This window comes from Hymenobacter humi, from assembly GCF_042665855.1.
In the GTDB taxonomy this organism is placed as follows: domain Bacteria; phylum Bacteroidota; class Bacteroidia; order Cytophagales; family Hymenobacteraceae; genus Hymenobacter; species Hymenobacter humi.
In genome coordinates this window covers 2,780,925-2,807,888 of the sequence record NZ_JBHTEK010000001.1, presented here as the reverse complement: position 1 = coordinate 2,807,888, position 26,964 = coordinate 2,780,925, and the positions used below count along the sequence as shown (strand labels likewise).

The 26,964-nt window shown below is 62.4% G+C and carries 32 protein-coding genes and 1 pseudogene; 10 read left to right on the top strand and 23 right to left on the bottom strand.

The window, feature by feature from the left end:
• Nucleotides 1-14: 14 nt before the first annotated feature.
• A complete protein-coding gene (locus ACFQT0_RS15815; protein ID WP_380204181.1) occupies nucleotides 15-230 on the bottom strand; it encodes a hypothetical protein in 216 nt (71 codons plus the stop codon).
• 212 nt (nucleotides 231-442) lie between these two features.
• Between ACFQT0_RS15815 and corA the strand changes: the two genes are divergently transcribed.
• Nucleotides 443-1,657 (top strand): magnesium/cobalt transporter CorA, encoded by a 1,215-nt coding sequence (gene corA / locus ACFQT0_RS15810; protein ID WP_380204179.1) that lies wholly within the window; start codon nucleotides 443-445, stop codon nucleotides 1,655-1,657.
• A gap of 210 nt (nucleotides 1,658-1,867) precedes the next feature.
• Here the strand turns inward: corA and ACFQT0_RS15805 are convergent, their stop codons facing one another.
• The 6 genes from ACFQT0_RS15805 to ACFQT0_RS15780 all read right to left on the bottom strand — a co-directional run bounded on the left by ACFQT0_RS15805 (nucleotide 1,868) and on the right by ACFQT0_RS15780 (nucleotide 5,728).
• Nucleotides 1,868-2,668 (bottom strand): AAA family ATPase, encoded by an 801-nt coding sequence (locus ACFQT0_RS15805; protein ID WP_380204177.1) that lies wholly within the window; start codon nucleotides 2,666-2,668, stop codon nucleotides 1,868-1,870.
• Nucleotides 2,646-2,792 (bottom strand): hypothetical protein, encoded by a 147-nt coding sequence (locus tag ACFQT0_RS15800; RefSeq protein ID WP_380204175.1) that lies wholly within the window; start codon nucleotides 2,790-2,792, stop codon nucleotides 2,646-2,648. The genes ACFQT0_RS15805 and ACFQT0_RS15800 overlap by 23 nt, the downstream gene beginning before the upstream one ends.
• A gap of 162 nt (nucleotides 2,793-2,954) precedes the next feature.
• On the bottom strand, nucleotides 2,955-3,206 hold the full coding sequence (locus ACFQT0_RS15795; RefSeq protein ID WP_380204173.1) for a hypothetical protein: 252 nt from the start codon (nucleotides 3,204-3,206) through the stop codon (nucleotides 2,955-2,957).
• Complete coding sequence (locus ACFQT0_RS15790) at nucleotides 3,203-4,165, bottom strand: hypothetical protein (protein WP_380204171.1); 963 nt, start codon at nucleotides 4,163-4,165, stop codon at nucleotides 3,203-3,205. The genes ACFQT0_RS15795 and ACFQT0_RS15790 overlap by 4 nt, the downstream gene beginning before the upstream one ends.
• Nucleotides 4,166-4,175: 10 nt before the next feature.
• Nucleotides 4,176-4,823: a hypothetical protein gene (locus tag ACFQT0_RS15785; RefSeq protein ID WP_380204169.1), complete on the bottom strand. Its 648-nt coding sequence runs from the start codon at nucleotides 4,821-4,823 to the stop codon at nucleotides 4,176-4,178.
• Nucleotides 4,823-5,728, bottom strand: coding sequence for a hypothetical protein (locus ACFQT0_RS15780; protein WP_380204167.1), 906 nt, complete (start codon nucleotides 5,726-5,728; stop codon nucleotides 4,823-4,825). Before ACFQT0_RS15780 ends, ACFQT0_RS15785 begins: the two co-directional genes overlap by 1 nt.
• 697 nt (nucleotides 5,729-6,425) lie before the next feature.
• On the opposite strand from ACFQT0_RS15780, the gene ACFQT0_RS15775 reads away from it, so the two are divergent.
• Nucleotides 6,426-7,007: an amino acid permease gene (locus ACFQT0_RS15775; protein WP_380204165.1), complete on the top strand. Its 582-nt coding sequence runs from the start codon at nucleotides 6,426-6,428 to the stop codon at nucleotides 7,005-7,007.
• On the top strand, nucleotides 6,914-7,903 hold the full coding sequence (locus tag ACFQT0_RS15770) for an APC family permease (RefSeq protein WP_380204163.1): 990 nt from the start codon (nucleotides 6,914-6,916) through the stop codon (nucleotides 7,901-7,903). Before ACFQT0_RS15775 ends, ACFQT0_RS15770 begins: the two co-directional genes overlap by 94 nt.
• Before the next feature lie 89 nt (nucleotides 7,904-7,992).
• On the opposite strand, the gene ACFQT0_RS15765 is transcribed toward ACFQT0_RS15770, so the two are convergent.
• The 3 genes from ACFQT0_RS15765 to ACFQT0_RS15755 all read right to left on the bottom strand — a co-directional run bounded on the left by ACFQT0_RS15765 (nucleotide 7,993) and on the right by ACFQT0_RS15755 (nucleotide 10,315).
• Nucleotides 7,993-8,712, bottom strand: coding sequence for a carboxypeptidase-like regulatory domain-containing protein (locus ACFQT0_RS15765; protein ID WP_380204161.1), 720 nt, complete (start codon nucleotides 8,710-8,712; stop codon nucleotides 7,993-7,995).
• A gap of 235 nt (nucleotides 8,713-8,947) precedes the next feature.
• Nucleotides 8,948-9,412 carry a hypothetical protein gene (locus tag ACFQT0_RS15760; protein WP_380204159.1) on the bottom strand — a complete coding sequence of 155 codons (465 nt, stop codon included), beginning with the start codon at nucleotides 9,410-9,412 and terminating at the stop codon, nucleotides 8,948-8,950.
• Nucleotides 9,413-9,556: 144 nt separating this feature from the next.
• Nucleotides 9,557-10,315 carry a DUF547 domain-containing protein gene (locus ACFQT0_RS15755; RefSeq protein ID WP_380204157.1) on the bottom strand — a complete coding sequence of 253 codons (759 nt, stop codon included), beginning with the start codon at nucleotides 10,313-10,315 and terminating at the stop codon, nucleotides 9,557-9,559.
• A 164-nt stretch (nucleotides 10,316-10,479) separates the two neighbouring features.
• Here ACFQT0_RS15755 and ACFQT0_RS15750 point away from each other — a divergent pair, with 164 nt between their 5' ends.
• The gene (locus tag ACFQT0_RS15750) at nucleotides 10,480-12,054 is read left to right on the top strand and encodes an NAD(P)/FAD-dependent oxidoreductase (RefSeq protein ID WP_380204155.1); all 1,575 of its coding nucleotides are present in this window, start codon (nucleotides 10,480-10,482) and stop codon (nucleotides 12,052-12,054) included.
• A 209-nt stretch (nucleotides 12,055-12,263) separates the two neighbouring features.
• Nucleotides 12,264-13,622, top strand: a complete 1,359-nt coding sequence (locus tag ACFQT0_RS15745; RefSeq protein WP_380204153.1) for a 4Fe-4S binding protein — start codon at nucleotides 12,264-12,266, stop codon at nucleotides 13,620-13,622.
• Here ACFQT0_RS15745 and ACFQT0_RS15740 read toward each other — a convergent pair.
• From ACFQT0_RS15740 to ACFQT0_RS15715, 6 genes are all read right to left on the bottom strand, one after another.
• A complete protein-coding gene (locus ACFQT0_RS15740) occupies nucleotides 13,617-14,174 on the bottom strand; it encodes a hypothetical protein (protein WP_380204151.1) in 558 nt (185 codons plus the stop codon). The genes ACFQT0_RS15745 and ACFQT0_RS15740 overlap by 6 nt on opposite strands.
• Nucleotides 14,175-14,734: 560 nt before the next feature.
• Nucleotides 14,735-15,454 (bottom strand): hypothetical protein, encoded by a 720-nt coding sequence (locus ACFQT0_RS15735; protein WP_380204149.1) that lies wholly within the window; start codon nucleotides 15,452-15,454, stop codon nucleotides 14,735-14,737.
• 42 nt (nucleotides 15,455-15,496) lie between these two features.
• Nucleotides 15,497-15,751: a hypothetical protein gene (locus ACFQT0_RS15730; RefSeq protein WP_380204147.1), complete on the bottom strand. Its 255-nt coding sequence runs from the start codon at nucleotides 15,749-15,751 to the stop codon at nucleotides 15,497-15,499.
• A gap of 378 nt (nucleotides 15,752-16,129) precedes the next feature.
• Nucleotides 16,130-16,813, bottom strand: coding sequence for an alpha/beta fold hydrolase (locus ACFQT0_RS15725; protein ID WP_380206039.1), 684 nt, complete (start codon nucleotides 16,811-16,813; stop codon nucleotides 16,130-16,132).
• Entirely contained in the window at nucleotides 16,725-17,120 is a 396-nt protein-coding gene (locus ACFQT0_RS15720; protein ID WP_380204145.1) for an alpha/beta fold hydrolase, read from the bottom strand. Before ACFQT0_RS15720 ends, ACFQT0_RS15725 begins: the two co-directional genes overlap by 89 nt.
• 464 nt (nucleotides 17,121-17,584) lie before the next feature.
• A complete protein-coding gene (locus ACFQT0_RS15715) occupies nucleotides 17,585-18,040 on the bottom strand; it encodes a peroxiredoxin (protein WP_380204143.1) in 456 nt (151 codons plus the stop codon).
• Between the two features lie 134 nt (nucleotides 18,041-18,174).
• On the opposite strand from ACFQT0_RS15715, the pseudogene ACFQT0_RS15710 reads away from it, so the two are divergent.
• From ACFQT0_RS15710 to ACFQT0_RS15700, 3 genes and pseudogenes are all read left to right on the top strand, one after another.
• Nucleotides 18,175-18,874 (top strand): annotated as a pseudogene (locus ACFQT0_RS15710) (glycosyltransferase family 2 protein).
• A gap of 75 nt (nucleotides 18,875-18,949) precedes the next feature.
• The gene (locus tag ACFQT0_RS15705; protein ID WP_380204141.1) at nucleotides 18,950-20,404 is read left to right on the top strand and encodes a cellulose synthase family protein; all 1,455 of its coding nucleotides are present in this window, start codon (nucleotides 18,950-18,952) and stop codon (nucleotides 20,402-20,404) included.
• Between the two features lie 23 nt (nucleotides 20,405-20,427).
• A complete protein-coding gene (locus ACFQT0_RS15700) occupies nucleotides 20,428-21,810 on the top strand; it encodes a glycosyltransferase 87 family protein (protein ID WP_380204139.1) in 1,383 nt (460 codons plus the stop codon).
• A 38-nt stretch (nucleotides 21,811-21,848) separates the two neighbouring features.
• On the opposite strand, the gene ACFQT0_RS15695 is transcribed toward ACFQT0_RS15700, so the two are convergent.
• The 7 genes from ACFQT0_RS15695 to ACFQT0_RS15665 all read right to left on the bottom strand — a co-directional run bounded on the left by ACFQT0_RS15695 (nucleotide 21,849) and on the right by ACFQT0_RS15665 (nucleotide 25,269).
• Nucleotides 21,849-22,148 carry a TIGR04282 family arsenosugar biosynthesis glycosyltransferase gene (locus ACFQT0_RS15695; protein WP_380204137.1) on the bottom strand — a complete coding sequence of 100 codons (300 nt, stop codon included), beginning with the start codon at nucleotides 22,146-22,148 and terminating at the stop codon, nucleotides 21,849-21,851.
• Nucleotides 22,115-22,495, bottom strand: coding sequence for a hypothetical protein (locus ACFQT0_RS15690; protein WP_380204135.1), 381 nt, complete (start codon nucleotides 22,493-22,495; stop codon nucleotides 22,115-22,117). The genes ACFQT0_RS15695 and ACFQT0_RS15690 overlap by 34 nt, the downstream gene beginning before the upstream one ends.
• On the bottom strand, nucleotides 22,488-23,018 hold the full coding sequence (locus ACFQT0_RS15685; RefSeq protein ID WP_380204133.1) for a rhodanese-like domain-containing protein: 531 nt from the start codon (nucleotides 23,016-23,018) through the stop codon (nucleotides 22,488-22,490). The genes ACFQT0_RS15690 and ACFQT0_RS15685 overlap by 8 nt, the downstream gene beginning before the upstream one ends.
• An 88-nt stretch (nucleotides 23,019-23,106) precedes the next feature.
• Nucleotides 23,107-23,262 (bottom strand): hypothetical protein, encoded by a 156-nt coding sequence (locus tag ACFQT0_RS15680; RefSeq protein ID WP_380204131.1) that lies wholly within the window; start codon nucleotides 23,260-23,262, stop codon nucleotides 23,107-23,109.
• On the bottom strand, nucleotides 23,259-23,645 hold the full coding sequence (locus ACFQT0_RS15675) for a heme NO-binding domain-containing protein (RefSeq protein WP_380204129.1): 387 nt from the start codon (nucleotides 23,643-23,645) through the stop codon (nucleotides 23,259-23,261). Before ACFQT0_RS15675 ends, ACFQT0_RS15680 begins: the two co-directional genes overlap by 4 nt.
• A 72-nt stretch (nucleotides 23,646-23,717) precedes the next feature.
• On the bottom strand, nucleotides 23,718-24,701 hold the full coding sequence (locus ACFQT0_RS31680) for a hypothetical protein (protein WP_449272069.1): 984 nt from the start codon (nucleotides 24,699-24,701) through the stop codon (nucleotides 23,718-23,720).
• 7 nt (nucleotides 24,702-24,708) lie between these two features.
• Nucleotides 24,709-25,269, bottom strand: a complete 561-nt coding sequence (locus ACFQT0_RS15665; RefSeq protein ID WP_380204125.1) for an RNA polymerase sigma factor — start codon at nucleotides 25,267-25,269, stop codon at nucleotides 24,709-24,711.
• 241 nt (nucleotides 25,270-25,510) lie between these two features.
• Between ACFQT0_RS15665 and ACFQT0_RS15660 the strand changes: the two genes are divergently transcribed.
• Together ACFQT0_RS15660 and ACFQT0_RS15655 are read left to right on the top strand one after the other, a co-directional pair.
• Nucleotides 25,511-25,825, top strand: coding sequence for an aldehyde dehydrogenase family protein (locus ACFQT0_RS15660; protein WP_380204123.1), 315 nt, complete (start codon nucleotides 25,511-25,513; stop codon nucleotides 25,823-25,825).
• Nucleotides 25,716-26,906, top strand: coding sequence for an NAD-dependent succinate-semialdehyde dehydrogenase (locus ACFQT0_RS15655; RefSeq protein ID WP_380204121.1), 1,191 nt, complete (start codon nucleotides 25,716-25,718; stop codon nucleotides 26,904-26,906). The genes ACFQT0_RS15660 and ACFQT0_RS15655 overlap by 110 nt, the downstream gene beginning before the upstream one ends.
• Nucleotides 26,907-26,964 lie beyond the last annotated feature (58 nt).

The window sequence follows — 26,964 nt, the reverse complement described above, 5'->3', positions numbered from 1 at the left end:
TGTGGGCTACGGCGCTATCGGCCGAAAGCGTGCAGTGCAGGCTGGGCCACGGTGCGGCCGGCCACGGGGTCTTCCAGATACAAGCTGAGTACCGGCCCGGCCGCGGCCTGCAGAGCCAGGTGCGCGGGCCGCAGGTACAGAAACGACTCGAACGCCAGCGGCAGGCGCGGTGCGGCCGGGCCGCCAGCCCCGCTTTCGGCCACCCACACCAGCAGCCCGGGCGGGGGCATTCGCACGACGGCGTCGGCGCTAACAAAGGAATCTGTTAATTTCAAACTTAAATTTCGTCGCTCTCCCGACAAAGTACGGCACAGAACCGGCGCTAGGCCAGCGTTCCGGCCCTCCCATGCCGCGGATGCCTGCCCGTGGGCGGCATCCTGGCCGGGCGGCCGGGCGTATGACGCCCCAAGCGGCTGGTCCGCTTCTTTCATTTCCATCGCGCATGACCCCCACCAATTCTGTTCCCAAAGCCGTGCCGGACCAATCCGTTGAGCTGGACCCTGACGCCATGGAAGGCCCCGGCTACGGCATTACCGACCGGGAGGCCATCAAGCAGGCCCGCCAGCAAACCCAGACCCTGGGCCAGCGCCCCGGCGCGCTCATGGTGAAGGAAGGCGCCCTGCCGCCGCGCCTTTTCCTGATTTCGTACGACGAATCGACCCTTACGGAAGCCGAGTACCAGAACTACGACGACCTCTGGGCCAGCTTTCAGAGCCACCCCGAGCTCAAGCACTGGATAGACGTGCGCGGCTACGGCGACATTGGGCTGATGGAGCGCCTCCGGGACGACTTCGACCTGCACCCGCTGCAGATGGAAGATGTGCTCGGGGATTTCCAGCGGGCCAAAGTGGACATATTCGGCGACAACCGGCTGTTTCTGGTTTCGCGCATGACGGACTTTACTTCCGACCTGGAAATCGACGACGACCAGCTCTCGCTCTTCACCGGGCCCAACTACGTGCTCAGCTTCCAGGACGATTACGAAGACTGCCTCGACTCGCTGCGCGCCCGCCTGCGCAGCAACTTCAGCCAGATGAAGCGCAAGTCGTCGCTGTACCTGGCCTACGCCCTCACCGACGTCGTCATCGACCATTACTTCCCCACCATGGCCGCCATCGGCGACTACATCGAAGGGCTGGAAGAGCGGATTTTCTCGGAGCGCCGCGAGCGCCGCATGCTCAACCGCATTCTGCGCATCAAAAAGGACATCGTGCGCTTTCGGCGGCTGGTGTACCCGGAGCGCGACAAAATCTCTGAAATCCTGCGCATGCCCGAAGAGGTGATGCCCGACGAAATCAAGCTCTTTTTCAAGGATGCCTACGACCATGCCATGCAGGCCCTGGACCTGGCCGAAAGCTACCGCGAAAACATCACCAGCCTCACCGAGCTATTTCTCTCGGACCAGAGCAACCGCATGAACGAGGTAATGAAAGTGCTGACCATCATCAGCGCCATTTTCATTCCGCTCAGCTTCGTGGCCGGCGTGTACGGCATGAACTTCCAGCGCGAAGCTCCGCCCGCGGGCCCTAACCCGCTCAACATGCCCGAGCTGTATCAGCCCTGGGGCTATCCCGCCGTGCTCGGCCTCATGGCCCTGATGGTGGTGGGGCAGCTGTTCTACTTCTGGCGCAAAGGCTGGCTCTCAAAGCAGCGTTAGCCATGTGGCAAAGAGCCTCACCCCTAGCGCCTCTCCGGTGGAAAGGGGGAGCCAGCCGATTGTAGCGCGGACTTTTAGTCCGCGTCCGCGTGCCGTTTGGGTGTCGTTCGGGTTTCCGCCGGGGACGCGGACTAAAAGTCCGCGCTACGTACGCGCCACCGGAGATGGGCCGGGTATGAGGCCCTACCATGCACAACGATTATGAATCTGTTATAGCTGCCCCCTTACCTTCGCTACCCGCTCGGCTACCGTGCCGCTGACCAAGGTGTAGGGAATTCTATAAAAGTCGAGCTGCATGAGTATCATGCCGTGCTGGAAGCTGCGCAACGCCTCCGGCCCCCGCCAGCCGTCCTGCTCGAAGGGCACGGTGGGCGCGCACACAAACGTGTGGGCATACCGCTGCCCGCATACGGCCGCCATGGCCTGCAGCGTGGGGTCGCAGCGGTGGAAATAATAGTAGGAATACAGTGCGGTGGTAGCGGCATTGGTGTCGCAAAACAGCACCCCGCGGGCCTGGGCCGCGGCTTCATCTTCCAGCTCGGCGTGGCGCCGGGCTATGTAGAGCAGGTCTTCGTAGTCGAGGTTGCCGTGCTTTTGCTCGTGCAGGGTGCGGCCGTACTCGGGCACCCACGTGGTATCAAAGGCTTCGGCCAGGGCCGCACACAAGGTCGATTTGCCACTGCTTTCGGCTCCCAGCAGCACCACCCGCGGCACCGGGCCGGGCGGCACGGCACCCAGCTGCGCCGCTACCAGCGGGTGCAGGTATTGAGCAAATTGAGCTGGATTGTCGCGCACCAGCGTGCCCGATACGGGCACTTGCCGACGGGCCGCATCTACCGTCACGTGGGCCGCGCCCAGGTGTTCGGCAAAGCCCGGGCCGTACGCCTCGCTGCTGAACACCACCGCTACCCGAATGCCCTGGCGGCTCAACCACTGCCGCACGAATTCCCGGTGCGTGCTGTCGTCGGCTGCGTCTGGCGTCACGCCGTCAGCTTCGGCCGTGAGGGCCACTATGCGCAGCGGCGTGGCCCCGATGCGCGGCCCGTCGGCCAGGCTCGTCGCCCCGGTACAGGTCGCGCAGCCACTGGGCGCGCGTGGCGGCCGGCATGGTGCCCGAGTCGGGATTGGCATACACCAGTACCACCAGCTCGGCTACCTGCGCGGCGGCGGTTTCGAGCAGGAGCCTGGTGGCCGCGGTGGGGCGGCCAGAACTTGCCCACCACCAGGCCCGTGGAAAAAGAACTATTCATGAGCTAAACCCGACATCGCGCACCGGGCAGAAAAAAGAAAAGTTGAGCTACGGCAGCGCCACTTTGAGCTCGGTGCGGCGCGGCTCGGGGCCCACCAGGCGCACCAGGCGGTAGCTGTCGGTGGTGGCGTCGTAGGCGAGGCCTATGCCCGTGCCGGTGCTCGGCAAGGGGTCGCCGCCCAGCAAGCGGCCCTGCCCGTCGTACAGAAACACCTGCCCCGGCCCGGTCTCCGTCACGGCCACCACGAGGCGTCCTTTTCCAAAGTCAAAGAACTGCACGGGCTTCATGCCCGAGGTCACGAAGCGCTGGGTGAACAGCGGCGCCGGCCGCCCGGGCAGGTATACGTCGAGCCTGGTTGCCGTCTTCGCGCGTCACCACGAAGGTGCGGCCCTGGGCGTCGGGCACAAGGCGAAAGCGGGCCGTGCGGCTCCAGGTTGCCACCCGCTTCCGGGTGATAATGTCGCCGCTCAGGTTGAAGGTCACCAGGCTCGCCGTGCTGGTTCACGACGGTGAGACGGGTACGGCCCAGCGTGGTACCGGCCTGCACCAGTACGTCGCCGGCCAGCCGCCCGCCCACGCTCAGCGGAAAGCCGGGAAACAAGTTGCCCTGCCCATCGAAAGCGTACACGTAGCCGTTTTGGAGGGGCACCAGCACAATATCGCGCCCGTTCACGCTGAGCAAGGCGGGGTTGCCGGCCAACGGAAAATCGAGGCGCTTGGGCTGCCAGCCGGGAAACAAGCTGCCTTTGGCATCGAGCAGCATCAGGGCATTGCCGGCCGTGGTGGCCAGCAGGCGGGCCGGGGCGCCGGTGCGGCTGCCGGGGGCGGCCAGCAGCTTGGCCACGCGCACCGAATCGGGCAGGTTGAGCGGAAAGGGCAGCACATCACGGCCGTCGTTGGCGAGCAGGTGCAGGCGGTGGCCGGCGCCCAGCAGCAGGCCGCCCGGCACGCCGCCGCCGCTGGGCAGCAGCCCCACTCCCACGGCCGGCCCCGCCAGCGTATCCGACCACGTTACGGTGTTGTCGGCGCTCACAAAATGCAGCACCCGGGCCGAATCCTGGACCACTACGGCGGGAATGCGCGTGCCCATGGCCGGCAGCAGCGTAGGCCGGCCCACCAGCGGGTATTTGAAGGTGAGCACCCGGCCATTGGCCGCCGCGCCGCCGGCCACGGTTTGGGCCGGGCCCAGGTCGGGGTGCCGGAGCAGGAGCTGGGTAAAATACTGGGCCTCGGGGGCACGCTCGTTTTCGGCCGGCACCAGCGCAGCGCTATCTGGGGAAAGCGCTTAAACAAGGCCTCGTTGCGCAGCAGGCCCGCCCGCCGCTCCTCGGTGAGGGCGCCCAGCAGCGCATTCCAGCTGTTGCGGGTGTCGATGAAGACGCTGAGGCGGGCGCGGGGCAGCGTTTCCTGCAAAAAGAAACCTGCGACGGGGTTTGGGCCCAGGTACGGCCGGCCACCACGTCGGCCAAATATCCGTTCAGGGTTTGCTCGTCGGACAGTACCAGGTAGTTGCCCACCAGCACGCCGGCGCCCGGGCGGGCCTCCACGGCGTAGGGCTGGGCGGGCTCCAGCAGCGGGCCCAGCACGGCCTCTTCGGGAAAGCCCACGGGATTTATCTGGTAGGGCCCCACTTTGGTGAAGGCCGGCGAGCTGCCATAGAGCCGGCGCAGGCGGCCCAGCCACTGCGCGGTGCGGGCCGGTTTCGGGCAGCGCACAAACCCCAGGCGGCCCGGCCGGCTGCTGGCCGCACTGGCGGCCAGGTAGCACACGGCCATCTCGCCGCCGAAAGTGGCGCGCAGGCTGTCTAGGCCCGCACTACGCCCCAGTGTATCGGGTGCAAAGCGCCGGGGCGCCTGGGGCCAGGTCCGGGCTGGGTTGGCGCCGAGGTGCAGCAGCATGGCTGTGCGGGTGCTCATCAGGTCGCGTAGGCCCAGGGGCTGGGCGGGCTGGCCGCGCAGGCGCTGCTGCAGCGTGCCTCTGGCCGTTTCGGGGTTCGAGAAGCCTTGCAGGCCTGGGCCCGGCTGCCGGCCAGCTTCAGGCCCAGCAGGCCTTCTGAAACCAGCCCGGCGAGCTGGTCGAACTGCCCATGGGCATCGCGCCGGAATAGCACGTCCAGAAATTGCGGCAGGCGCCGGTAGTTCACCATCAGCGATGCGTCCAGGCCGCGCAGCTTCAGTATATCGGTAGAGCCGAACGCTGCCAGTACGGTCGGCGCATCGGGGTGGGCCAGCCGGCGCACCACGGCTTCTATCAGTCCCGGGCTGGCACTCACCAGCAGGTGGTTGCGGTAGTTGAATACCGTGAGGCTGAACTCGCTGCGCCGCTCCGTGAGCACGGTGAGCTCCTGGTCTTCGTAGTCGCGGGTGGCGAGGCGGTACCGCTCGTCGCGGCCCAGGGTTTCGAGCAGGCTCCGCACCTGCCGGTACTCGCTCACACGGGTCAGGGGTATCTGGTAAAGCACGTCAAACTCACCAGGCCCCGTGACGTGGAGGGAGGTAATGACCAGCTTGCGGCCCAACAGGGCCAGCAGGCCGCTGCGCCGCCGGCTGCTGCCGCCGGTCAGGCTATCGGCCAGGGCCAGGTGCCCGGCGCCCTGCTGGAAGTAGCGCACGGCGGTGAGGTTGTCCCAGAGGTCGGTTTCCTGCAGGTGGCGCACCAGGGCGGGGTGGTCGTGCGTGCTTACCACCAGCACCGCGTCGTTGGGCACCAGGGAATACGGGTCTACCGGTGCGGCCGCGAGGGTGCGCCGGTAATAGACATAAGTGGCCAGCGCCAGGAGCAGAAGCAGCGCCGTGTATAACGCCAGGTGCTTTCGGGACATGCGAAGGGAAGCGGATGACGGGCGACGAAAGTACGGCGTAAGGCAGGTTGCGGCTGCTACCCAGCTCAACAGCACCGCCAAAGACGGGCCTAAAGTCCCGAATATCCCCTGGGCGAGGGTGAGATTTCGCCCGCTGGCCCAGCCCTAAGAACGAAGTAGAGACGCAATATTTTGCGTCTCATCGCTGAACAACACCCACGTGGCGCACACGACAAGACGCAAAATATTGCGTCTCTACCTCGTTTCACAGACAAAACAAACTGACTATTTCTAGGAGCCTATCCAAATAGGATGTAAAATGAAACGTCGTGCATTATCTGGCGTCCGCTGGTCGAATCTAACGCCGGCGAAGCCAATCCACCGCTTCGGCTGTCATCCTGAGCAGCGCGATGGACCTTCTCACGTTTGCACGAATCGTTGAGCCGTGAGAAGATGCTTCGCAGGCGGACGCCAGATGAGCATGACAACCGATTGAGTTTAGTACTGGGGTAAAGATGCTTCGACAGGCTCAGCATGACGGCCTGTTATGTTTGGACACGCTCAAAGTTGAGCCAGCCCAACTGGCAGAAACCTGTGAGATAAGGGAAAAACCGGAATTAAGCCGCGGCCAAATTCAGGGTTTTACGGTCGCGTTTCGCGGGGCCCGCGGTCCACGGCGGGGCTTTTGCTTTTCTTTGACAAAAATCTTTGTTTCCCTATGACCGAACCTCAACCCTCACAACCTCATTTTCAACGGGCCATCACGCTCTTCGATGCCATTATGCTCGTCACGGGCAGCATGATAGGCTCGGGCATCTTCATCGTCTCGGCCGACATTGCCCGGCAGGTGGGCAGCGCCGGCTGGCTGCTGGTGGTATGGCTGCTCACCGGCTTCATCACCATGGCCGGCGCCATCAGCTACGGCGAGCTGGCCAGCATGTTCCCCAAGGTGGGGGCAGTACGTGTACCTGCGCGAGGCCTTCGGGCGCCTCACGGCCTTCCTTTATGGCTGGACGTTGTTTCTCGTCATCCAGACTGGGGTGATTGCGGCCGTGGCCGTGGCCTTCGCCAAGTTTACGGGCGTGCTGGTGCCGTATTTCAGCGTGAAGAACGTGCTGTTTCAGGCCGGCAGCTTCGAGTTCAGCAGCGTGCAGGCTGCTGGCCATCATCCTCATCATCGCCATCACGGCGCTCAACGCGCAGGGCGTGCGCACCGGCAAGCTCATTCAGAACGTGCTGGGCAGCACCAAGCTCATTGCTTTGGGCCTGCTCATTTTGTTCGGCGTGGCCCTGGGCATGAACCACGAAGCCATTCAGGCCAACTTCGCTGACCTCTGGTCGGCCACCCGCTCGCCGGCTCCCGGCGTGAGCGGCCTGGCCGTGCCCATCAGCGGCAGCGCCCTGGTCATTGCCATCGGCATGGCCATGACCGGCTCGCTGTTCTCGTCCGACTCCTGGAACAACATCGGCTTTGCCGGCGAAGAAATCCAGAACCCTGAGCGCACGCTGGTGCGCAGCATGGCCATCGGCACGGCCATCGTTACGGCCCTCTACATCCTAATCAACGTGGTGTACCTGCTGGTGCTGCCGCTGCACGGCTCGCCGGAAGCCACCACCCTGGCCGGCCGCGGCATTCAGTACGCCGCCGACGACCGGGTAGCCACCGCCGTGGCCGAGTCGGTACTGGGTAAGGCCGGCGCCTACATCATGGCCGTGCTCATCATGCTCAGCACCTTCGGGGCGAATAACGGCATCATCCTGAGCGGCTCGCGGGCTTATTTTGCCATGGCCAAAGACGGCCTGTTCTTCCCCAGCCTAGCCCGGCTCAACGGCGCCGGCGTGCCCGGCCGCGCCCTCTGGGCCCAGTGCCTGTGGGCCTGCCTGCTCTGCCTGAGCGGCTCCTACGGCCAGCTGCTCAACTACGTGATGTTTGCCGTGATTCTGTTTTACGTGGTTACCATTATCGGCATTTTTGTGCTGCGCCGCACCCGTCCCGAGGCGCCCCGCCCCTACCGCGCCTGGGGCTACCCGGTGGTGCCGGGACTGTACATCCTGCTGGCCAGCGCGTTCTGCATCATCCTGCTCATCGCGCCCGACACCGCCGAGTTCTCGCGCCGCGGCCTGGGCCTGGTGGCGCTGGGGCTGCCGGTGTACTTCCTGTTTGGCCGCGGTTTTGGCAAACGCTCGCAAGCCTAGCTCTATTTCCCCGACGCACTTCGCACAAAAAAGGCCTCCGCAGGGAGGCCTTTTTTGTGTCAAAATGTGCCGGTATGCGCGGCAGATAACTAGCGACGCTTTTTGCTGGCTTTGGCGCGGGGCGTGAGGGTCACGTTCACGGGCTTGGAGCCGCTCACGCGAACAATTTCGTCGTCGTAGCCGCCGTAGCCAAAAATCAGGCTGTGGTCTTCGCCGCCGGGTACTTCGATGGAGTAGTTGCCGTTGGCGTCGGTGCTGGTGCCTTTGCTGCTGCCTTTCACCAAAACCGTGGCGCCTACCAACGGGCGGCCGTTTTCATCGAGAATGCGGCCGGCCATCGTGACGTTGGCGGGTGCGGCGGGCTCGGGAGCCGCCGCCGGAGCTTCGGCTACGGGCTCGGGAGCCGGGGCGGGCGCGGGGGCGGCTTCCGTAACCGCAACAGCTGCTGGAGCCGCGGCCGGGGCTTTGGCAGCTACCACGGGCTTGGCCGCGGTTTTGGGGGCGTCCTCCTCCTCTTCCTCAGGCGTGGCCGCCGGAGCAGTCTTGAGGCCGGCGGCAATGCTATCGGCCGAGGTCGGGGCCGTGGCGGTCACGGCGGCATCGTCGAGCATGAACGTCGGCGTCACCGACGCCATGCCGCTGCCGCCGCCCTTGGGCAGGGCCACGTAGCCCACCACCAGCGCCAGCACCACCGCTACCAGCACGTACATCAGCCGGTTGTTGCCGCCCGACATCACGTCTTCGTCCTGCGCTTCGAGGTTGGGGTCGTACTGTTCTTGTTCAGTTTTGGGTAAATTTTCTGAATTCATAATTTCTATTTGAGGTTTTTGAAGGGAAATTAAAGCGGTTGTGAGCTGGCCAGTCCTTACAAAATTCAGAGTGGCAACAATGCCCCGCAAGTTAAGCTTTTGCCGGGTTATCCGCTTTCACGGTCGAGTTTTTTCGCAAGCACCAAAGTATGCACAGTCCTGCTGAGGCACCGTACCTCGTAAATACAGAAGCGGGGCCGGCGCGCAGGCAAAATACCTGGGTGCCGGCCCCGCTTCACGTGGGGTCGAGTATTAGCTCAACTGGCCTTACTCGTCGCTGATGGATTCGTTGCGGCCGGCAGGCGTGGGCGCGCCGGTAGCAGTTTTTTCGCCGAAGGGTTGGTCGCGGGTGCGCAGGTTGTGGTCCAGGCTCGATGCTGCCCTCGGCCTCGAAGCCGGGGCCCTGGGCCTGCTCGCCGGCGGCGTGGTGGTCGTTGCCACCCTGGGGGCTCGTTTCGGAGCCGCCAATGTGTAGGTTACCGAGCTGGTCTTTCTGGTTGTCGCGCTGGGTGTAGCCGTTGGCGCCGGTGTTGCGGGCAGCCGAGGGGTCGTTGCTGGCTTTGTTGTTGCTCTGGTCCTGCTTATAGGCTTTCTGCCGCTCCAGCTCTTCGTTTTTCGGGAAGTTCTTGTTTTCGGTAATGTCGGCGTTTTCGCCCTCGTTCGGGTCGGTTCCGTCGCCGGAGATATTGTCGGGAATCATAAGTAGTGGCGCTAAAGTGGTGGGATGCTAGTGTTCACAGGCTTACGCAACCCCAGCCATTCCGTTACGAAAAAGCCGGGCGCGTTACCCGCCCCGGCTTTTTCGCTGGCTCAACCACAGTTTAGCTCAACTTCTTGAGCTGGCTTATTTCTGGCTGTTCAGGGCCCAGTCGTAGGAGTAGTATTCCACGCTATAGGTGGCCGGAATGGTCTTGCCTTCCCGGAACTGGTTGACGTACGCCACGCCGGTTTTGCCACTAGCCTTAAAGTCGGCCTCGTACCATTTGAAAATCTGGGACAGCTGCACCTTCCGGGCCTGGTCGTCGACCCGAATAAAGGCCGGGTCCTGCAGCACTTTCCGGGCCTGTGCCGTGAGCTGGGCATCGAGCGAGGTGGCGGCGTAGGCGGTCCGGCTCAGGCGGGGGCAGCCTTTGGCGGCGCACACCAGCGCGAAGTGCACCCGCGGGTCGGCGTAGGGCTGGCGCAGCTTTTTGGCTTCCAGGTCGTTCAGCGTCAGCTTTTCGCCGGCCACGCTCACCAGGTTTTTATCGAAGAAGCCCGGCACTTTCTCTACCGATGCCAGCGGATAGCGCGCCACTACTTCGCCAATCACGAGCAGGTTGTAGGCGTTCAGGTAAAACGCTTCGCGGTCGGCGGGCCTGGCCGCGGCCGCATCGAATGCTTCGACGCGCAGGAGCAAGCCCTGCAGGTCTGCCGGGTTGCGCTTGATGGCGGCGTAGTTGACATTGCCACTGGCATCCACATACTTACTTAAAAAGGCTGATGTGGCTGCCGGAAAGCTGGCCGGAGGCGGCGTGGCCAGGGCCGCTCCACCGGGCAGGGCCAACAGCCCAAGCGCAGCGGCAAGCGTGAAAAAGCGGCGCAAATCCATAAGGAAGGTCATAAGCGTAAATTCAGGCAAGCGTAACAACTGACGCGTTGGAAGGTTGACACGTCGGCTGGTCAATCATTGGGCCACAAACGTAGGCAGCCCCGCTGCCGGATTGTGCGTCGGCCCCGGCTACATTTGACGGGTTGCTTCTCTTTCTTTGACTTATAACTACAACCATGCATCTGGTTATCATCGGCAACGGCATTACCGGCGTGACGTGCGCCCTGGCCGTGCGCCGGCTGCAGCCCGATGCCCGCATCACCATCGTCTCGTCGGAAAGCGCACACCACTACTCGCGCACCGCGCTGATGTACGTGTACATGGGCCACCTGCGTCCGCAGGACATCAAGCCCTACGAAGACTGGTTCTGGGACGAAAACCGCCTGGGCCTCGTGCACGCCACCGCTACGGCCCTCAGCACCGATGAAAACCTGCTGACCCTCGACAACGGCACCACCCTCAGCTACGACCAGCTGCTGCTGGCCACCGGCTCGGAAAGCACGCGCTACGACTGGCCCGGCCAGGACCTGGCCGGCGTGCAGGGCCTCTACAATCTGCCCGACCTTGAAGCCATGACCCGCGACACCCACGGCATCAGCCGCGGCGTGGTGGTGGGCGGCGGCCTCATCGGCGTGGAGCTGGCCGAAATGCTGCACAGCCGCGGCATCGAGGCCGTGGTGCTGGTGCGCGACGCCCGCTACTGGGGCAACGTGCTGCCGCCCGAAGAAGCCAACCTAATAGACCGCCAGTTTCAGGAAAACCACGTGCCTGTGCGCTACGGCACCGAGCTGCGCGATATTCTGGGCGACGCCCGTGGCCGGGTGCGGGCCGTGGTGACCTCTGCCGGCGAGGAAATTCCCTGCCAATGGGTGGGGCTGGCTACCGGCGTGACGCCCAACCTCGCCCTGGCCAAAACCGCCAATCTGGAAAACGACCGCGGCATCTTGGTCGATGAGTACCTGCGCACCAGTGTGCCCCACGTGTACGCGGCCGGCGACTGCGCCCAGCACCGTAGGCCCGCCGCCGGCCAAGTGCTCATCGAGCAGCTCTGGTACACCGGGCGCATGCAGGGCGAAACTGTGGCCCACACCATTTGCGGGCAGCCCACCCCCTACCGGCGCGGCGTGTGGTTCAACTCGGCCAAGTTCTTCAACCTCGAGTACCAGACCTACGGCCAGGCCCCGGCCGGCCCCACCCCGGGCCTGGAAAGCTTTTACTGGGAACATCCCTCGGCCCGGGCGGCGTTTCGCGTATACTTCCGCCAGGAGGCGCCCCACGCCGTGGTTGGGTTCAATGCCCTGGGGCTGCGGCTGCGCCACGACGTATGCGAACGGTGGATAGAGCAGCGCACGCCAGTGGCCGCCGTGCTGGCTCACTTGGGCGCGGCTAATTTTGACCCGGAGTTTTTTCCGCAGCACGAACCGGCCATGGTGGCGGCGTTCAACCACCAGTTTCCTCAGCAACACGTCACGCTGAAGCAGAAAAAGGCCTGTTTGCCCGCTTCACTCACTAGCATTTCTTCCGTGGACTTATCCAAACTATACCGCCCTTCGGCCCTCAACAGCTTCCAGTTCATCGCCCTCACGGGCCTGCTGATGAGTGCCGGGGCGCATTTGATTCTGCACTTTTTTGTGCGGCACACTCCCGCCGGCTTCAACTGGCTCTACGTCTGCTGGGCGGGCTTTTACGTGGTCGGCACCCTCATCAACCTGTTTGGCAAGCCCGACGAGCCGCACGAGCATCACCATTAAGCCTCGGCTCATTACTAAAAGACCGTCATGCAGAGCGCAGCGAAGCATCTTGCCCGCTTCGTTGAGCTAGCATTAATTACTACTGCGGTAAAGTTGCTTCGCTGCGCTCTGCATGACGGTCATACACGTGATGGTCATCTATCAGAATAGGCCTCTTATTTTATCCAGCTCAATAGGATAGCCCAACTACCTGGATTTAAAATTCACCAATGACCCCAACGCTCGCCACGCCGCCACTACCCGCTACCTCCTGGGCTGAAAAGCTTACGCTAGCGGTAGTAGCCGGCGGCTTGCTGGCCCTGCTCCTGGCCCTGGCCGATGCCGACCTGGACCGCCAAAAAACCTGGCTGTATCTGGCCCTGGGGCTGGTGAGCGCAGGCACGCTGGCCTGGAGCTGGCTGAAGTTTGGCCAACACCCGGCGGGGGTGCAGCAGAACAATCTGTGGCTGCGCTCCAGCACTGGGCGCGGCGCGGTGGCGTGGGTCACGGGCCTCGTGCTCACGGGCTTCTACGTGGTGCTCTATTGGTACAGCGGCGATAACGGCCAGGGCAACTTCGGCCTGCTCAACAACCTGGTGCACGGCCTCGACGGATTCAGCCAGTGGCTGCGCGCCCGGCCCGCCGACCAGTGGTTCCTCTACGGCACGTTCTACACCCTGGCCATCTTGGTTATGGGCGGCCGCGCGCTCTGGAAATACCGCCACTCGCGCTACCAGCTTATCCGCACCGGCTCGGTGATGTTCTTTCAGTTGGGGTTTGCCTTTATCATCCCCGGGCTGCTGCAGTTTTTCCAGCAGCCGGAGTATTATTTCAGCTACTTCTGGCCGCTGAAGTACGATTACCTGTTTCCGGGCACTGTCACTTCGCTAGTTCAGAATGGCGGCCTGGGCGTGTTCATGGTGTTTTGGGGCGCGGTGATGTCGTTTCTGGCCACGCCGGTGCTCACGTATTTATACGGCAAGCGCTGGTACTGCTCCTGGGTGTGCGGCTGCGGCGGCCTGGCCGAAACCGCCGGCGACCCCTACCGCCAGCTCTCCGACAAAAGCCGCGCGGCCTGGCGCTGGGAAGTGCGCCTCATCTACCCCATTCTGGCCATCATCACCGCCATCACCGTGCTGCTGTGGGTCAATTTTGCGATGAACAGCACCCTGCTCGGCGAAGTGGGCAACGTGGCGGCCAGGTGGTACGGCTTCGCCATCGGTGCCGTGTTTTCGGGCGTGATTGGGGTGGGCTTCTACCCCATTCTGGGCTCGCGGGTGTGGTGCCGGTTCGGCTGCCCCATGGCGGCCTACCTGGGCCTGCTGCAAAAGCACTTCTCCCGCTTCCGCATCAGCACCAACGGCGGCCAGTGCATCAGCTGCGGCAACTGCTCCAACGTGTGCGAGATGGGCATCGACGTGAAGCAATATGCCCAGCGCGGCGAGCCCATCATCCGGGCTTCGTGCGTGGGCTGCGGCCTGTGCAGCACCGCCTGCCCCCGCGGGGTGCTCAACCTGGAGAATGGCCCGCGCGAAGGCCGCTACCAGGGCTCGCAGCTTATACACGCGGACTCGCTGCGGATTCTATAGTACACGCTGCTTCAAATGCAGTTCTATCATGCGGGTGTCTTCGTCGCTCCAAACGAAGTTTCGAATGTTGTCTACTCGAATTACCGTTAATCCATCAGGCTCGCCATATTCAGTGTAGCACTGTAGCAACACTTCTTGCTCCGTAAGCTCACGTACATACCCATACAAATCTGCTCCCACCTGAGTAGACAAAAACACGAGTTGCTGCAATTGCATTGCACGGGTTAGTAGCAACGGGATAGTCAGGTATTCCTGCTCCATGAAAGCTGGCGATTTGATTCCGGCGTACACTTTGTCAAGGTTGTTCTCCTTAAGTTCAATGTTTCGGATGTAGCGGTCATCGAAGTCGAGTTGGAAAACTTCCTCCATGTGGTAAGACTGAATTCCTGTCTGCATTCCATCCCGGTTAATCACGCGCAACATGATTATTTCGTCGCTGTAATTGATGACGTAACCCACTGAAAATCTTCCATCGGACTGGCTGGTTCGTACTCCCAAAAGGCGCTTTTCATTCTGAGCACGCTTTAAAATTTCAACAAACAAACCGGACATATCAGAAAGGAATTAGTAAGTGATTTTAAATATGGCCAAAAGTGGGTTGAGGCCAAAATCATTAGCGCAATAGTACGACAAGGCGTCAATGACATCTACATATTCAAGTAAGCATTAATCAACTTCCCCGTACTGGCGCGAGTTTAGCGCAGCGTAACTCGTGTCAACCAGTGATGTGGAGGTTGTACCTCCACTGCCGCGCAGCGGCAAGGCAGCACCGCGCCATGAGGTTGTGCTAATGCACCGTTCTAAAGCGAGGCGCAGCCTCGCCCGAATGTGAAGTCACGAGTTACGCTGCGCTAAACTCGCGCCAGTGATGGGGCCGCGTAAACACGTCATTAAAGGAGTTCACGAAACTCATCTCCAACACAGGGTTTTCTGTACTTAACTAACTGAACCAGTTTTCTGAACTCAATCTGAACGGTGAAGCGGGTTTGCAGAGCTTGTCGGCACCTACAAGTAGCGGTTCAGGGAAACGAGCCAAATATTAGTACAAGCGGGCGCCGGGTTCCACACCCGCGAGAGGACGCAAGGCTGTCGCTGCCGCTTGGCCCTCCGCCTCAGAAATCCTGCAAGTAAGGGGTCATGTCCAGCGGCAGTTCGCGTTGGTGGCCGTTTTCTTGAATCGTCCGGATGAACAAGTTGCTGTTTCTTTTCAAGACCATCACGATGCCGTTCGAGCGGTGCAGGGTCGAGACGTTGAGGACGTAGTAGCGGACGTTGCTTTTTTCGTCGCCTGCTTTCGGATAATGAATTTCCGCCCGGCCGGACTGGCCATCAACCTGGTAAACAGTATAGTTGCTGTAGAGGAAATACCCATTCATCACTTTACTCGGCACGGCTTTTAAGTCGTCCAACAAAAAAGATTTTGCGGCCTTGCTTTTCGCAATGGACGGCTGCAGCTGCGCCATGTTCACGGGCACCAAAGACGTTAACTCCTTGCTCACCAAATCAAATTGGTACGGTCCGTGGGGGTCGTACTGGTGGTGGAACATCAGGTTAAGAAACGCCAGCGGGCGGGTGGGGTCGAGGTTCAACCGGCCGGTTATTGCGAAGGCGTTCAATTGGGACTCCCTTTTCCACCCGCTGGCTGCCGAATCCCGCGAGTAGATTTCCATCACCCGGGGCTGGCCCCGCACCAGCGGCGAAGAAGTGCCAAAGTCCGCGGCCATGAGGGCGAAGAGTTTGCCGTCTCGCGGCGTGATAGCCACGTCCGCGAGGAACGGTTTGGCTTCCAGTAAGTTGGTAATCGACGCGCCGTCTTCCGGAATCGACGCCACGTAATTGTGGTACGTGTTGTTGACGCCTTGGGCGTAGACACACTAGAGGCTTTTGCCATCGGCGGCATGGGTTAGCCCCGGATGACGCCCGTTTGGGGGCAAAAACGGGGTAATGGCCGCCGTGGTCAAGTCGAACTTGTAGACCCCGGTTTTGCCGTTATAGAAATAAGCAAACAACATTTCCGCGTCCGAGCGCGCAATCACATGACTGTAAAACGTTCCGACCCGTTGCCCATGGGCCCCAGCCAGCGTCGAGAAGAAGGCCACGGCGGCCAGAAGGGAGCGAAGGAACGGCATGACAAAGGGAAAAGGGCGGAAACCGGGGCCGCACCACGACGTGCGAGGGAAGCAAACTTAGGGCGCAGGAAGCCCCCGCACCAGGCGTTCGGGCACGGTTCCCGACGTTCCCCTCGACCTTTATCCCCTCGCCAATCGTTTCCCTTCAAGGACTTACGGGTGCAGAAAAGGACATTAGCCCTGGCGGCGTTGCGGGGGCCGCGGGCGCCAACCCCGGGAGGGCGACCACCAGGCTCCTCGTCAGGGTCAAGCACGCCCCTGCGCCGGGCCAACTCTTGGTTAAGGGAAACGGTGGTTTAAACAAGCAAAAGCTACTTGCCATGGCAACAACGGTTCTCAATGGCAGAGAGATTGAATCACAGTCCGGGCCACCAAGCCCTACTTCAAAAACGCCAGCAGCGCCTTATGAAACTGCGCCGGTGCCTCCAGGTGCGGAATATGGCCCACCTTGTTTAGCTCAACCAGCTTGGCACCTTTAATCTGGGCGGCGGTGCGACGGCCCAGGGCTGGGTACTGCCCCATTTGCGCCAGCACTTTGGGGTCTTTTGTCAGGCCTTTGCCCACCACGGTACGGTCTTCCTGCCCGATGATGAGCAGCGTGGGCACCGTGAGGCGGCTGAACTCATAGCTCACCGGCTGCTGGTAAATCATGTCGAAGGTGAGGGCGTTGGCGCGGGCTACTTTCGGGAAGTCGGGGCTTTTGGTTTGAGCGGCCAGGGGCAGCAGCCACTGGTCGTGGGCTGTGGGGTAGCCATTGGGGTAGTAGGTTGCGTGGTACTTGCGGATGCTGGCTTCGGTGCTTTTGCGCTCGGTAGCTTCGGCCTGGTCGATGCTCTGGAACGGCACGCCTACGCGGTAGTCTTCCAGCCCAATCGGGTTTTCGAGCACGAGCTTTTCGGTGGTTTCGGGGTACATCAGGGCGAAGCGGGTGGCGAGCATGCCGCCCATGCTGTGGCCCAGGACGACGGCCTTTTTAACGCCCAGTGTATCGAGCAGGTGCCGGGTGTTGCGGGCCAGCCTGGTGGAAGGAATAATGGATGTCGGCCTTGTCGGATTTGCCAAACCCAATCTGGTCGGGCACCACTACCCGGAACCCGGCCGCCGTCAGGGCCTTGATGGTTTCGCGCCAATAGGCTCCGAAGAAGTTCTTGCCGTGGAGCAGCACCACGGTGCGCCCGTTGGCTTTGGTAGCGGCCGGCACGTCCATGTAGGCCATGCGCAGGGCCTGGCCCTCCAGCTTCAGGGGCAGCACCTTCACTGGAAAGGGATACTCGTAGCCGTCGAGGATAGCATTGAGCACAGCAGGTTGAGCTGAAGCAGAAGCAGCTACCAGCAGCAAGGGTAGCAGGAGCAATAAGAAACGAGGCATAAGTTGATAGGTAGTGGACTGCCTACTACGCAGATGCCTAGTCTATGCTCAATTCACGGCTTGAAAGCGGCGCATTATTATCAGGGCTATTACCATCGATAGATAAGACATGTTCCTCAACAAAACACAAGAACGTCATGCTGAGCCTGTCGAAGCATCTCGACCGCGCAACTAATCTGATTTGGTATTGAGGTAGAGATGCTTCGACAAGCTCAGCATGACGTTCTTTTTTGTACCAAGGCTACTTCAGGAACAAGTCTATACTTTAATCACACCTGTCATGCTGAGCAGCGCGAAGCATCTTCTCACGGCTCAACGATTCGTTCGAACGTGATAAGGTGCTTCGCGCTGCTCAGCATGACAGACGATTAAGTGAGATGGTGAAGAGGTAGAGGTTCCTGGCCTCACCGACGTGCGGTTGGGCCAGCGCATCGTGACAGGCGGCTACTCCCAATGAGCCAGCCCTACGCCGGCAGTCCCTGCAGCACCTCTTTGGTTTTGCTCACGTGGTCGGTAGCGCCGGTCAGGGAGTTGAAGATGTACTGAATGACGCCGTTTTTGTCAATCACGAACGTGACGCGGCCCGGCAGCAAACCCAGCATGGCGCGGGGCACCTCGTAGAGCTTGCGTACTTCGCCGTTTTCATCGGCCAGCAGCTGGAAAGGCAGGTTGTGCTTGGCGGTGAATTTCTGGTGCGACTTCTCGCTGTCGGAGCTGATGCCCACCACTTCGGCGCCGAGGTCTTTAAAATCTTCGTACTGGTCGCGGAAGCTGCAGGCTTGGGCTGTGCAGCCGGGGGTATCGTCTTTGGGGTAGAAATAAAGCACCACGTGGCGGCCCCGCAATTGGGAAAGGCGGAAGGTTTCGCCGGTGGTGGTTTTGAGGGTAAAATCGGGAGCGGTTTGGCCTACCTGCAGCATGGTTGAGTTGATGAAATACAGCCGCAAAGCTGCGGCACCGCGCTGCTTTACGGCGGCGGCGGCATCTTTGTGTCCCGGTTAGCACATGCGAGCCGCACTTATTGTTTGCGGCGGCCCGGCTCCGCTCCTCTTTCATGGCTCCGCCCCGCATTAGCGTCATCATTCCGGCTCACAACGAGGCCAAAGCCATTGGGCTGGTGCTGGCCGAAATTCCGGTCGGTCTGGTGCAGGAAGTGGTAGTGGTAGACAATAATTCGACCGACGACACCGGCACCGCTGCCTGGGCGGGCGGCGCCACCGTGCTGCGCGAGCTCCGCCCCGGCTACGGCTACGCTTGCCTGGCCGGCATGGCCTACGTGTTTGGCAAAGCTCAATCCGAACAGCCCGACATCGTCGTATTTCTCGACGGCGACCACTCCGATTACCCCGAGCAGATGCCCGAGCCTGCTGGCGCCGCTGCTGGCCGGCGCCGCCGACATGGTCATTGGCTCGCGGGCGCTGGGGGTGCGGGAGCGCGGCGCGCTGTTGCCCCAGCAGCGCTTCGGAAACTGGCTGGCCTCGCGGCTATTGCGCCTGCGCTATGGCGGCACCTTTACTGACCTGGGGCCTTTCCGGGCCATCCTCGCTCCTGCCCTCCTTGGCCTGCACATGGAAGACAAAACCTACGGCTGGACGGTTGAGATGCAGGTGAAAGCCGCCCGCCAGGGCCTGCGCACCGTGGAAGTGCCCGTGCGCTACCGCAAGCGCATCGGCACCAGCAAGGTATCGGGCACGGTGCGCGGCACGCTCGGGGCCGGCTACAAGATTCTGTGGACCATTTTTCGGTACTGGTAAGCCCGCTCGCCTTCTCGCTCCTGTTACTTTCAGGCAATCATATTCCGTGTTTTTGGTCTTCTGTTTCTGTTCCTGATGCCGTTGCTGCCCCTTTTGCTTGTGGCGCTGTACGGGTTGTGCCTGCTCTTTATCGTCTGTTTCAGCCTGGGCCAGTGGCAGCTCACGCGCCTGGCCCGGCGCGCTTATGCCGCGCCGCCGGCCCTACTACCGCCCGCGCCGGCAGAGTGGCCCCGCGTGACGGTGCAGCTGCCGATCTATAACGAGCAAAACGTGGTGGAGCGGGTGATTGACGCCACCGCCGCGCTCGACTACCCGGCCGACCGGCTGCACATTCAGGTACTCGACGACTCCACCGATGCCACCATTGGGCTAGCGGCTGCTCGCGTGGCCCACCATACGGCCCAGGGCCTGCGCATCAGCCACGTGCGGCGGCCCAACCGTGAGGGCTACAAAGCCGGCGCCCTGCGCCACGGCCTGGAGGAAACCGACGGCGAGTTCATCGCCATTTTCGACGCCGACTTTGTGCCCACGCCGGACTTTCTGCGCCGCACCATCCCGTACTTTTTGCAGGATGAAAACGTGGGCGTGGTGCAAACCCGCTGGGGCCACCTCAACCAGGAAGAGTCCATGCTCACGCGCCTGCAGGCGTTTGGCCTCGACGCGCATTTTCTCATCGAGCAAGTGGGGCGCACCTTCGCCGGGTTCTTCATCAATTTCAATGGCACGGGCGGCGTTTGGCGCCGCAGCTGCATCGCCGATGCCGGCGGCTGGCACACCGACACCCTCACCGAAGACCTGGACCTGAGCTACCGCGCCCAGCTACGCGGCTGGCGCTTCGTGTACCGCCCCGAAATTGTGGCCCCCGCCGAGCTGCCCGCCGTGATGGACGCCCTCAAGTCGCAGCAGTTCCGCTGGACCAAGGGCGCCGCCGAAACCGCCCGCAAGCACCTGGGCACCGTGTGGCGCTCGCAGGAGCCGCTGGCTACCAAGCTGCAGGCCAGCTTCCACCTGCTCAACAGCAGCGTGTACGTCGTCATCATGCTCATGGCGCTGCTGAGCGTGCCGCTGGTGTTTGTGCGGGCCGACTACCGCGAGTTCCGGCTGGTGTTTCAGCTGGCGTCGGTGTTTTTGCTGGGGTTTGCGCCGCTCATTTATTACTATTACACGGCGTGGCGGCTGGCGCGGCCCCAGGGCGGGGCGCAGCTGTACCCGGGGTTCTTTTTGCTGTTTCTATCGGTGTCGATGGGCCTGGCGCTGCACAATTCCCGGGCCGTGATTCTGGGCTGGCTGGGGCAGCGTACGCCATTCGTGCGCACGCCCAAGGCCGGCACCACTACCAAGACCAAGCGGCGCTACCGCACCGGTGGCATTGGGCCGCTGGTGGTGATTGAGGGTTTGCTGGCCGCTTATTTTGCGTTTGGCCTCGGGGCCGGCGTGTACTTCGGCGATGCCGGGCTGCTGCCGTTCCACACGCTGCTCACGTTTGGCTTTGCGGCCGTGTGCTATTATTCGGTGCGTCACGCCCGGTAGGGCCACCCCATTTCGCTTGTTCCTTGGCTGTCCGGCTTCCTTCTTTTTCTCAACTTGCGGCGCTGCTGGTTTCGGGCGCGGCTTATGCGGGCCTGGCGTATGCCACCCCGCGCGCCGAGCTTGGGCAGTTAGTTGGGCTGTTTGCGGTGGCGCTGCTGGCCTATGCCTGGCTGCTGCGCAGCCGGCTGCCGTGGCACTGGGGCGTGGGGGCCGCCCTGCTCTTCCGGCTGCTGTGGCTGCCGGCCACTCCGGCTTTGTCCGACGACGTTTACCGCTTTCGCTGGGACGGGCTTTTGGCATCCCATGGGGTCAATCCCTTTCAGTTTCGGCCCGATGAAATCATCGCCGACGGCGCCCGTAAGGCTTTTCAAAACGAGGACACCCGCAACCAGGTGCTGCCGGAATTGCAGGAGTTGTATCGCAAAATCAACTCGCCCCATTACTACTCGGTGTACCCGCCCGTGTGCCAGTATGTGTTTGCGGCCGCGGCTTGGGCGTTCCCCTCTTCCGATACCGGGTTTGCCGTAAGCCTGCGGGTGCTGATTCTGGCCGCGGAAGTGGGCATTGCCTGGCTGTTGGCGGCCCTGCTGCCGGCCTTGGGGATGCCAGTTGAGCGCGGCCTGCGGTATTTGCTGCACCCACTGGTCATCGTTGAGCTGACTGGCAACCTGCACTTCGAAGGCCTGGTTGTGTTTTTCCTGCTGCTAGCATTGTGGCTGCTGAGCCGGGGCCGCTGGGCGGTTTCGGCGGTGGCGCTGGGGCTGGGTGTGGCTACCAAGCTGCTGCCGATGTTGGCCCTGCCCCTGCTGGTGCGGCGGTTGGGCTGGCGCCGGTTTGTGGCGTACGCGGCCGTGAGTCTGGGCACGCTTGGGTTGCTGTTCGGCCCATTTCTTTCCGTCGAATTATTCGTCAACATCAGCCGCAGCCTCAACCTGTACTTCCGCAGCTTTGAGTTTAATGCGAGTGTGTATTACCTGCTCCGCCCCGTTGGTATCTGGCTTACCAGCTACAACCAAATTGCCCTGATTGGGCCTGCCCTGGCGCTTCTCAGCGGGCTGCTGGGGCTGTACTTAGCGTGGCGCGAGAAGCACCCGCGCCTGGCCTCGCTGCCCCAAACGCTGCTGCTCATGCTCACGGCGTATTATGCCCTGGCCACCACTGTGCACCCCTGGTACCTCACGCTGCTCATTGGGCTGAGCGCGCTCTCGCGCTTCCGCTACCCCTTGGTGTGGGGCGGCATGGCGGTGCTTTCGTACGCGGCCTACCGCAGCAGCACCTACACCGAAAACTTAGCGCTTATAGCCTTAGAATACGCCGTCACCTTCGCGGTGATTGGGCTGGAACTCTACCAGGCCAGCGTTTCCTCAGACATTTCAGACCCGATAGAAGCCGCCTCGGTCAAGTAGCGCTGACTTCTCTTGTTTCCAGCCGGAGCCCATGGCTACTACTGGTTCTGGGCGCGCCACATGGGAAGGTCGTCTACCGTGTCCACATCGCGGAGCTCGGGCAGCAAAGCCACGCGCTGACCCTGCCGCTCGGCATCGGCCACGGTATCGGCCAGCACAGTCTCGGTGCTCCAGGCCTTGTTTTGGAACAGCTCGGGTTGGGGCTGGCGTAGGCCCAGCAGGTAGTAGCCGCCGTCGGTGGCGGGGCCCAGCACCACGTCGTGGCTGCTGAGCAGGTCGAAGGCCTGAGTTAAATGGTCGGAGCTCAAGCCGGGGCAGTCGGTGCCGATGATGGCCACCCGCTCGGCGCCCGCGGCAAAGCGGCGGCGAATGCGGCCGCCATGCGTTGGCCCAGGTCGCCGGTTTGCTGGCAGCGCGCAGCCATTTCGGGCCAGTGCTGCGCCTCGGCCGGCGTGGGCTCGGGGCCCGCGGTGCCGGCCAGCCAGACCGTGGTGGGCACGCCCGATGCAACTATCGCGCTGCGCGTAATGCCCAGCAATTCCTGGTAGATGGCCAGTGCTTCCTCGACGCCTACTCCCGCAGCCAGCCGGGTTTTCACCTGGCCCAACGCGGGCACCCGGGCAAATACCAGCAGGTGAGCACCCGGCGCGGTCTTTGGCTGGGCATCGTTCTGTGGCTTACTCATATACTTTGCGTCCATTCTTCAGCCACGGGCTCCATAGCACGGAGTACGGGTGCACGTTTTGGGTACGGCCCTGGGAATTGTACACGGGGTAGCCCTGGTTCACCCACTCAAACAGCCCGCCGTACAGGTTGCGGACATTCTGAAAACCCAGGGACTTGAGCCGCTCGCCCAGCCGCTCGCTGCGGTAACCCACCGAGCAATACACCACCACGGGCCGCTTGCGGTCCACGCCCACAAACTTCTCCTGGGCCAATGAATCGAAGTTCACAAAGCGGGCGCCTTGCAAATGGCTGACCTTGAACTCGGCCGGGGCCCTTACATCCAGCAGCAGCGGCCCCGCTGGCCGGCTCAACTCCTGCGCCAGCGCCGCGGGCTGCACCGTGGGCACGGTGTTGCGGTACAGCGTCTGCAGCAGGCGGGCGTAGGTGGGGCTGGTGGCGCCGGCTTTGCCAGGGTCGGCCTGGCCACAGGCGCTCAGCGCCATCAGGCTGAAGCAGGTAAGGGCGGCGTGTTTTAAAGACATGTAGCTAAAGGAGAAATTGAGCTGAACGCTGCTGAACAAGCCACTAGAAACGAATGCATCAGCCCCACCGCAACAGCTCAACGCGGGATTAGGTGCGGCGCACGTGAATGCTCACCCGCTCGCCTTCTTCGGAGGTGGTGGGCAGCACGTCGATGCGGTCGGCTTCGTCGAAATAAGCCGCCAGGCCACGCACAATGCCCACCGCCAGCCCGCTCATGCGGCGGGGCGAGACGTATTCTATCATCGCTCGTTGGGGCCCAGGCGGGTCACGTCGAGCACGGGCGGGGCGTTGTCGGCGTGCTCTTTGCGCACCTGCTTGTGCATGGTCTGCTCGGTGTTCTCTATCATTTCGAGGGTTCGCCACCCGGGCTCCACCAGTTTCTGATACATGTACATGAGGTCGGGCACCAGGTATTCGCCAAACTTCTCGTGCAGCTCGCCGGCCGAGAGGCCGGTCATCTCGGCGGCGTGGCCCACCAGGGCATACACGTGCTCGTCGGGGTACACCGATTTGTGGTCAAACTCCACGTTTTCGAGCCCGGAAAGCTCCACGAGCTTTATCCACGTGCTGTGGTCGTACTGGGTTTGCACGTAGCGTTTCAGCAGCATGATGATGGAACCGTGCATAGGATAGAAATTAGAGATAGAGTGTAAACAAAATTACCGCCTGCCGGCCGGGTGGGCTAACAGGCGGTAATACTACGTCGCCATTCCGGAGTATGCGAGCGGCAAAGCCAGAGCCTTGCCCCCCGCCGTTTGGTTAGGGCCTAGATATTGCCGACCACCGTCATGGTGCTCAGGGTGGGGTTCACGCTGCCGCCTTCGGGCTCCACGGTCATGGCAAAGGCCTGGGCGCTGGCGATGTCCTTCATGGGCTGCAGGCCCTGGCCGGTGGCCGTGGAGGCCATGAGCATGCCGGCATCCACGGGCTTGCCTTTGTCGAGGGCCCACAGCCTGGTACTGCTTGCCGGCGGGAAGGGCGGGCAGGCTTTTCACGTCGACGTACACCTTGTGCGTGGCGGGGTTGTAGAGCACGCGGGCCTTGGCCGAGGGCGCAGTCTTGGTGCCGGCCAGCGCCACGGCGCGGAACTCGTCGTTGCGCAGCACTTCGTTTTCCTGGCGCAGGGCGCCGAGCTGCCGGTTTATTACGGTGCTGGTTTGGGCAAAGCGGGCCTGGTCGTTTTGCAGGGCCACGAGGTCGGCGCTGGCGTCTTTCCAGCGGGAGTAGAACAGCGCGTTGGCCCCCAAACTCAGGATGAGGGCGACCGAGGCGGCCATGGCCCAGCCCGAGCGGCTAGCCGGAGCGGCGGCCACCGGCGCAGTCGACATGGGCCGCACTACCGCTTCGTGGCTGGTAGCAGCGGGTTGAGCTGAAATGACAGGCGCCGCGGGCGCCTGGGCCTGAGCCACGGCGTCCACATCGGCCCGCAGGGTGCTGGCGGGCTTGGCCGAAATCTGGGCCATCACATTGCCCAGCACGCGCTCCCGCATGCCGGCGGGCGGCGTGATGGCGTGGGCTTCGGCATAAAAGCCCAGCGCCGCTTGTGCTTGGTCCAACTCCTCCCGTACCTCGGGATGGCTGGCGGCTTGTGCTTCCACGGCCGCCTGTTCGGCGGGCGAAAGCTCCCCGAGAGCGTACTGCTCCAGGATGCCCGATTCTATATATTCTTGGATGTTTTCCACGGTAGGTTCAGCGAATAAGTTTGCTCAGGACTTTGATGGCAGTGCGGGCCCGGGTTTTCACGGTTCCGAGTGGAATGTTGAGTTCCTCTGCCACTTCACTCTGGGTGAAGCCCTCGAAATAAAGCAGGTCGATAATCTGGCGCTGTTCGGGAATCAGTTTTTGGGTAATTTCCTGCAAGCCAATGTGCTCGGGGCGAAAAGTGGTGGGCGCGGCCTGGCGCTGCGCCGTCAGACTATCGTCCAGTCCCTGGGTGCGACTACCTACGCGGTGCTGCCGTGAGCGGATTCTATCGATGCTGAGATTTCGGCAAATATTGAGCACCCAGGTGAAGAGCCGCCCCTTGCTGGAGTCGTAGGTGGCGAAGGCGTGCCAGATTTTGACCAGCGCCTCCTGCAGCACGTCTTCGGCCTCGTCTTCGGCTTTCACAATGCGGAAGATGACGCCGTAGAGGGCCGCCGAGTACCGTTCGTAGAACAGCGTCATCGCCGATTCGTCGCGGGCCTGCAGCCGCCGAACGAGTTCGGCCTCGGCGGCGGGTGGTAAGGAGATAAGGGAGGTATCGGGCACGGGAGTGTCAGAAAGTGAAGAATGGTACCGGAACCGGCGCCATGCGAAGCGCACGAAAATACAGTGTGCGTTGCAATTGTGGATTTGTGGTTCAGGCCAGCGTAACCGAACTACCCCTATATAAGTTGAAGTGATAAGCAAAGGCCTCCATCCGTTCAGCTTAATGGCCTTGGCTGCGGAGGTAATCTCTTTGCCGCATCGCCCATTTTTCTGCTCTGCCCACCCCCTCGTTTCCTCCGTCATGCCCATCGAATCCTACAACCCCCACACCGGGCGCGTGCTCCGCACGTTTCCCGCTTTCACCTGGGTTAAAACCGAGCGCATCCTCGACCAGGCCCACCGGGCTGCGGCCAAGTGGCAAACCACTTCGTTTGCCCACCGCGCCGATGTGCTGCGCGCCGCCGCCGCCCTGCTCCGCGAGCGGCAGGACGAGCCTGGCGCGCATCATGGCCCTGGAAATGGGCAAGCCCGTGACCGACGGCCGCGCCGAGGTGCTGAAGTGCGCCGCCTGCTGCGAGTACTACGCCGAAAACGCCGAAAAATTCCTGGCCGATGAAATCGTGAAGACCGACGCCAGCCGCAGCTTCATCAGCTACCAGCCGCTGGGTGTGGTGCTGGCCGTGATGCCCTGGAACTTCCCACTCTGGCAGGTGGTGCGCTTTGCCGCCCCGGCCCTCATGGCCGGCAACGTGGGCCTGCTCAAGCACGCCTCCAACGTGCCGCAGTGTGCCCTGGCACTCGAGCAGATATTCCACGACGCGGGCCTGCCGCCGGCCTGCTTCCGCACCCTGCTCATCGGCTCCGACCTGGTGGAAAAGCTGCTCACCGACGACCGGGTGCGCGCCGCTACGCTCACGGGCAGCGAGGCCGCCGGCGCCTCAGTAGCGGCCATCGCGGGGGCCCAAATCAAGAAAACCGTGCTGGAGCTCGGCGGCTCCGATGCCTTTATTGTGCTGGCCGATGCCGACGTGGCCCTGGCCGCCAAAACCGCGGCCCAATCGCGCATGATAAACAGCGGCCAAAGCTGCATTGCCGCCAAGCGCTTCATCGTGGAAAAGCCCGTGCTCCGCGAATTCATCGACCAGATGAAAACCCACCTGCTGGCCATGCGCCCCGGCGACCCGCTGGACGACTCCACGCAATACGGCCCCCTGGCCCGGCCCGATTTGGCCGACGAGCTCACCAAACAAGTTGAAGACTCCGTGGAGCAGGGCGCCAAAGTTGAGCTGTTTGGGGGCCAGGCCAAGCCCCACACGGCCCTCTTCCGCCCCATGATTCTGTCGAACATCAAGCCCGGCCAGCGCGCCTACGCCGAAGAGCTATTCGGCCCCGTGGCCCTGATTCTGGAAGCCAAAAACGCCGAAGACGCCGTGCGCCTCGCCAACGACTCCCGCTTCGGCCTGGGCGCCGCCATCTGGACGGCCGATGTCGAGCACGGCGAAGAGCTGGCCCGCCACATCGAAAGCGGCGCCGTGTTCGTCAACGGCCTGGTAAAGTCCATGCCCGAGCTGCCCTTCGGCGGCGTGAAAAAATCCGGCTACGGCCGCGAGCTGTCCTACCTTGGCATTCGCGAGTTCGTGAACCAGAAATCGGTGTGGATAGGCAAGGCAGAGCCCGTGAAGGATAAGACGGAGTAAGTTGAGCCTGGGTTAGGTTGAGCTGGTATAAGTTCGGTTGACCTTGAGCTAAACAAAA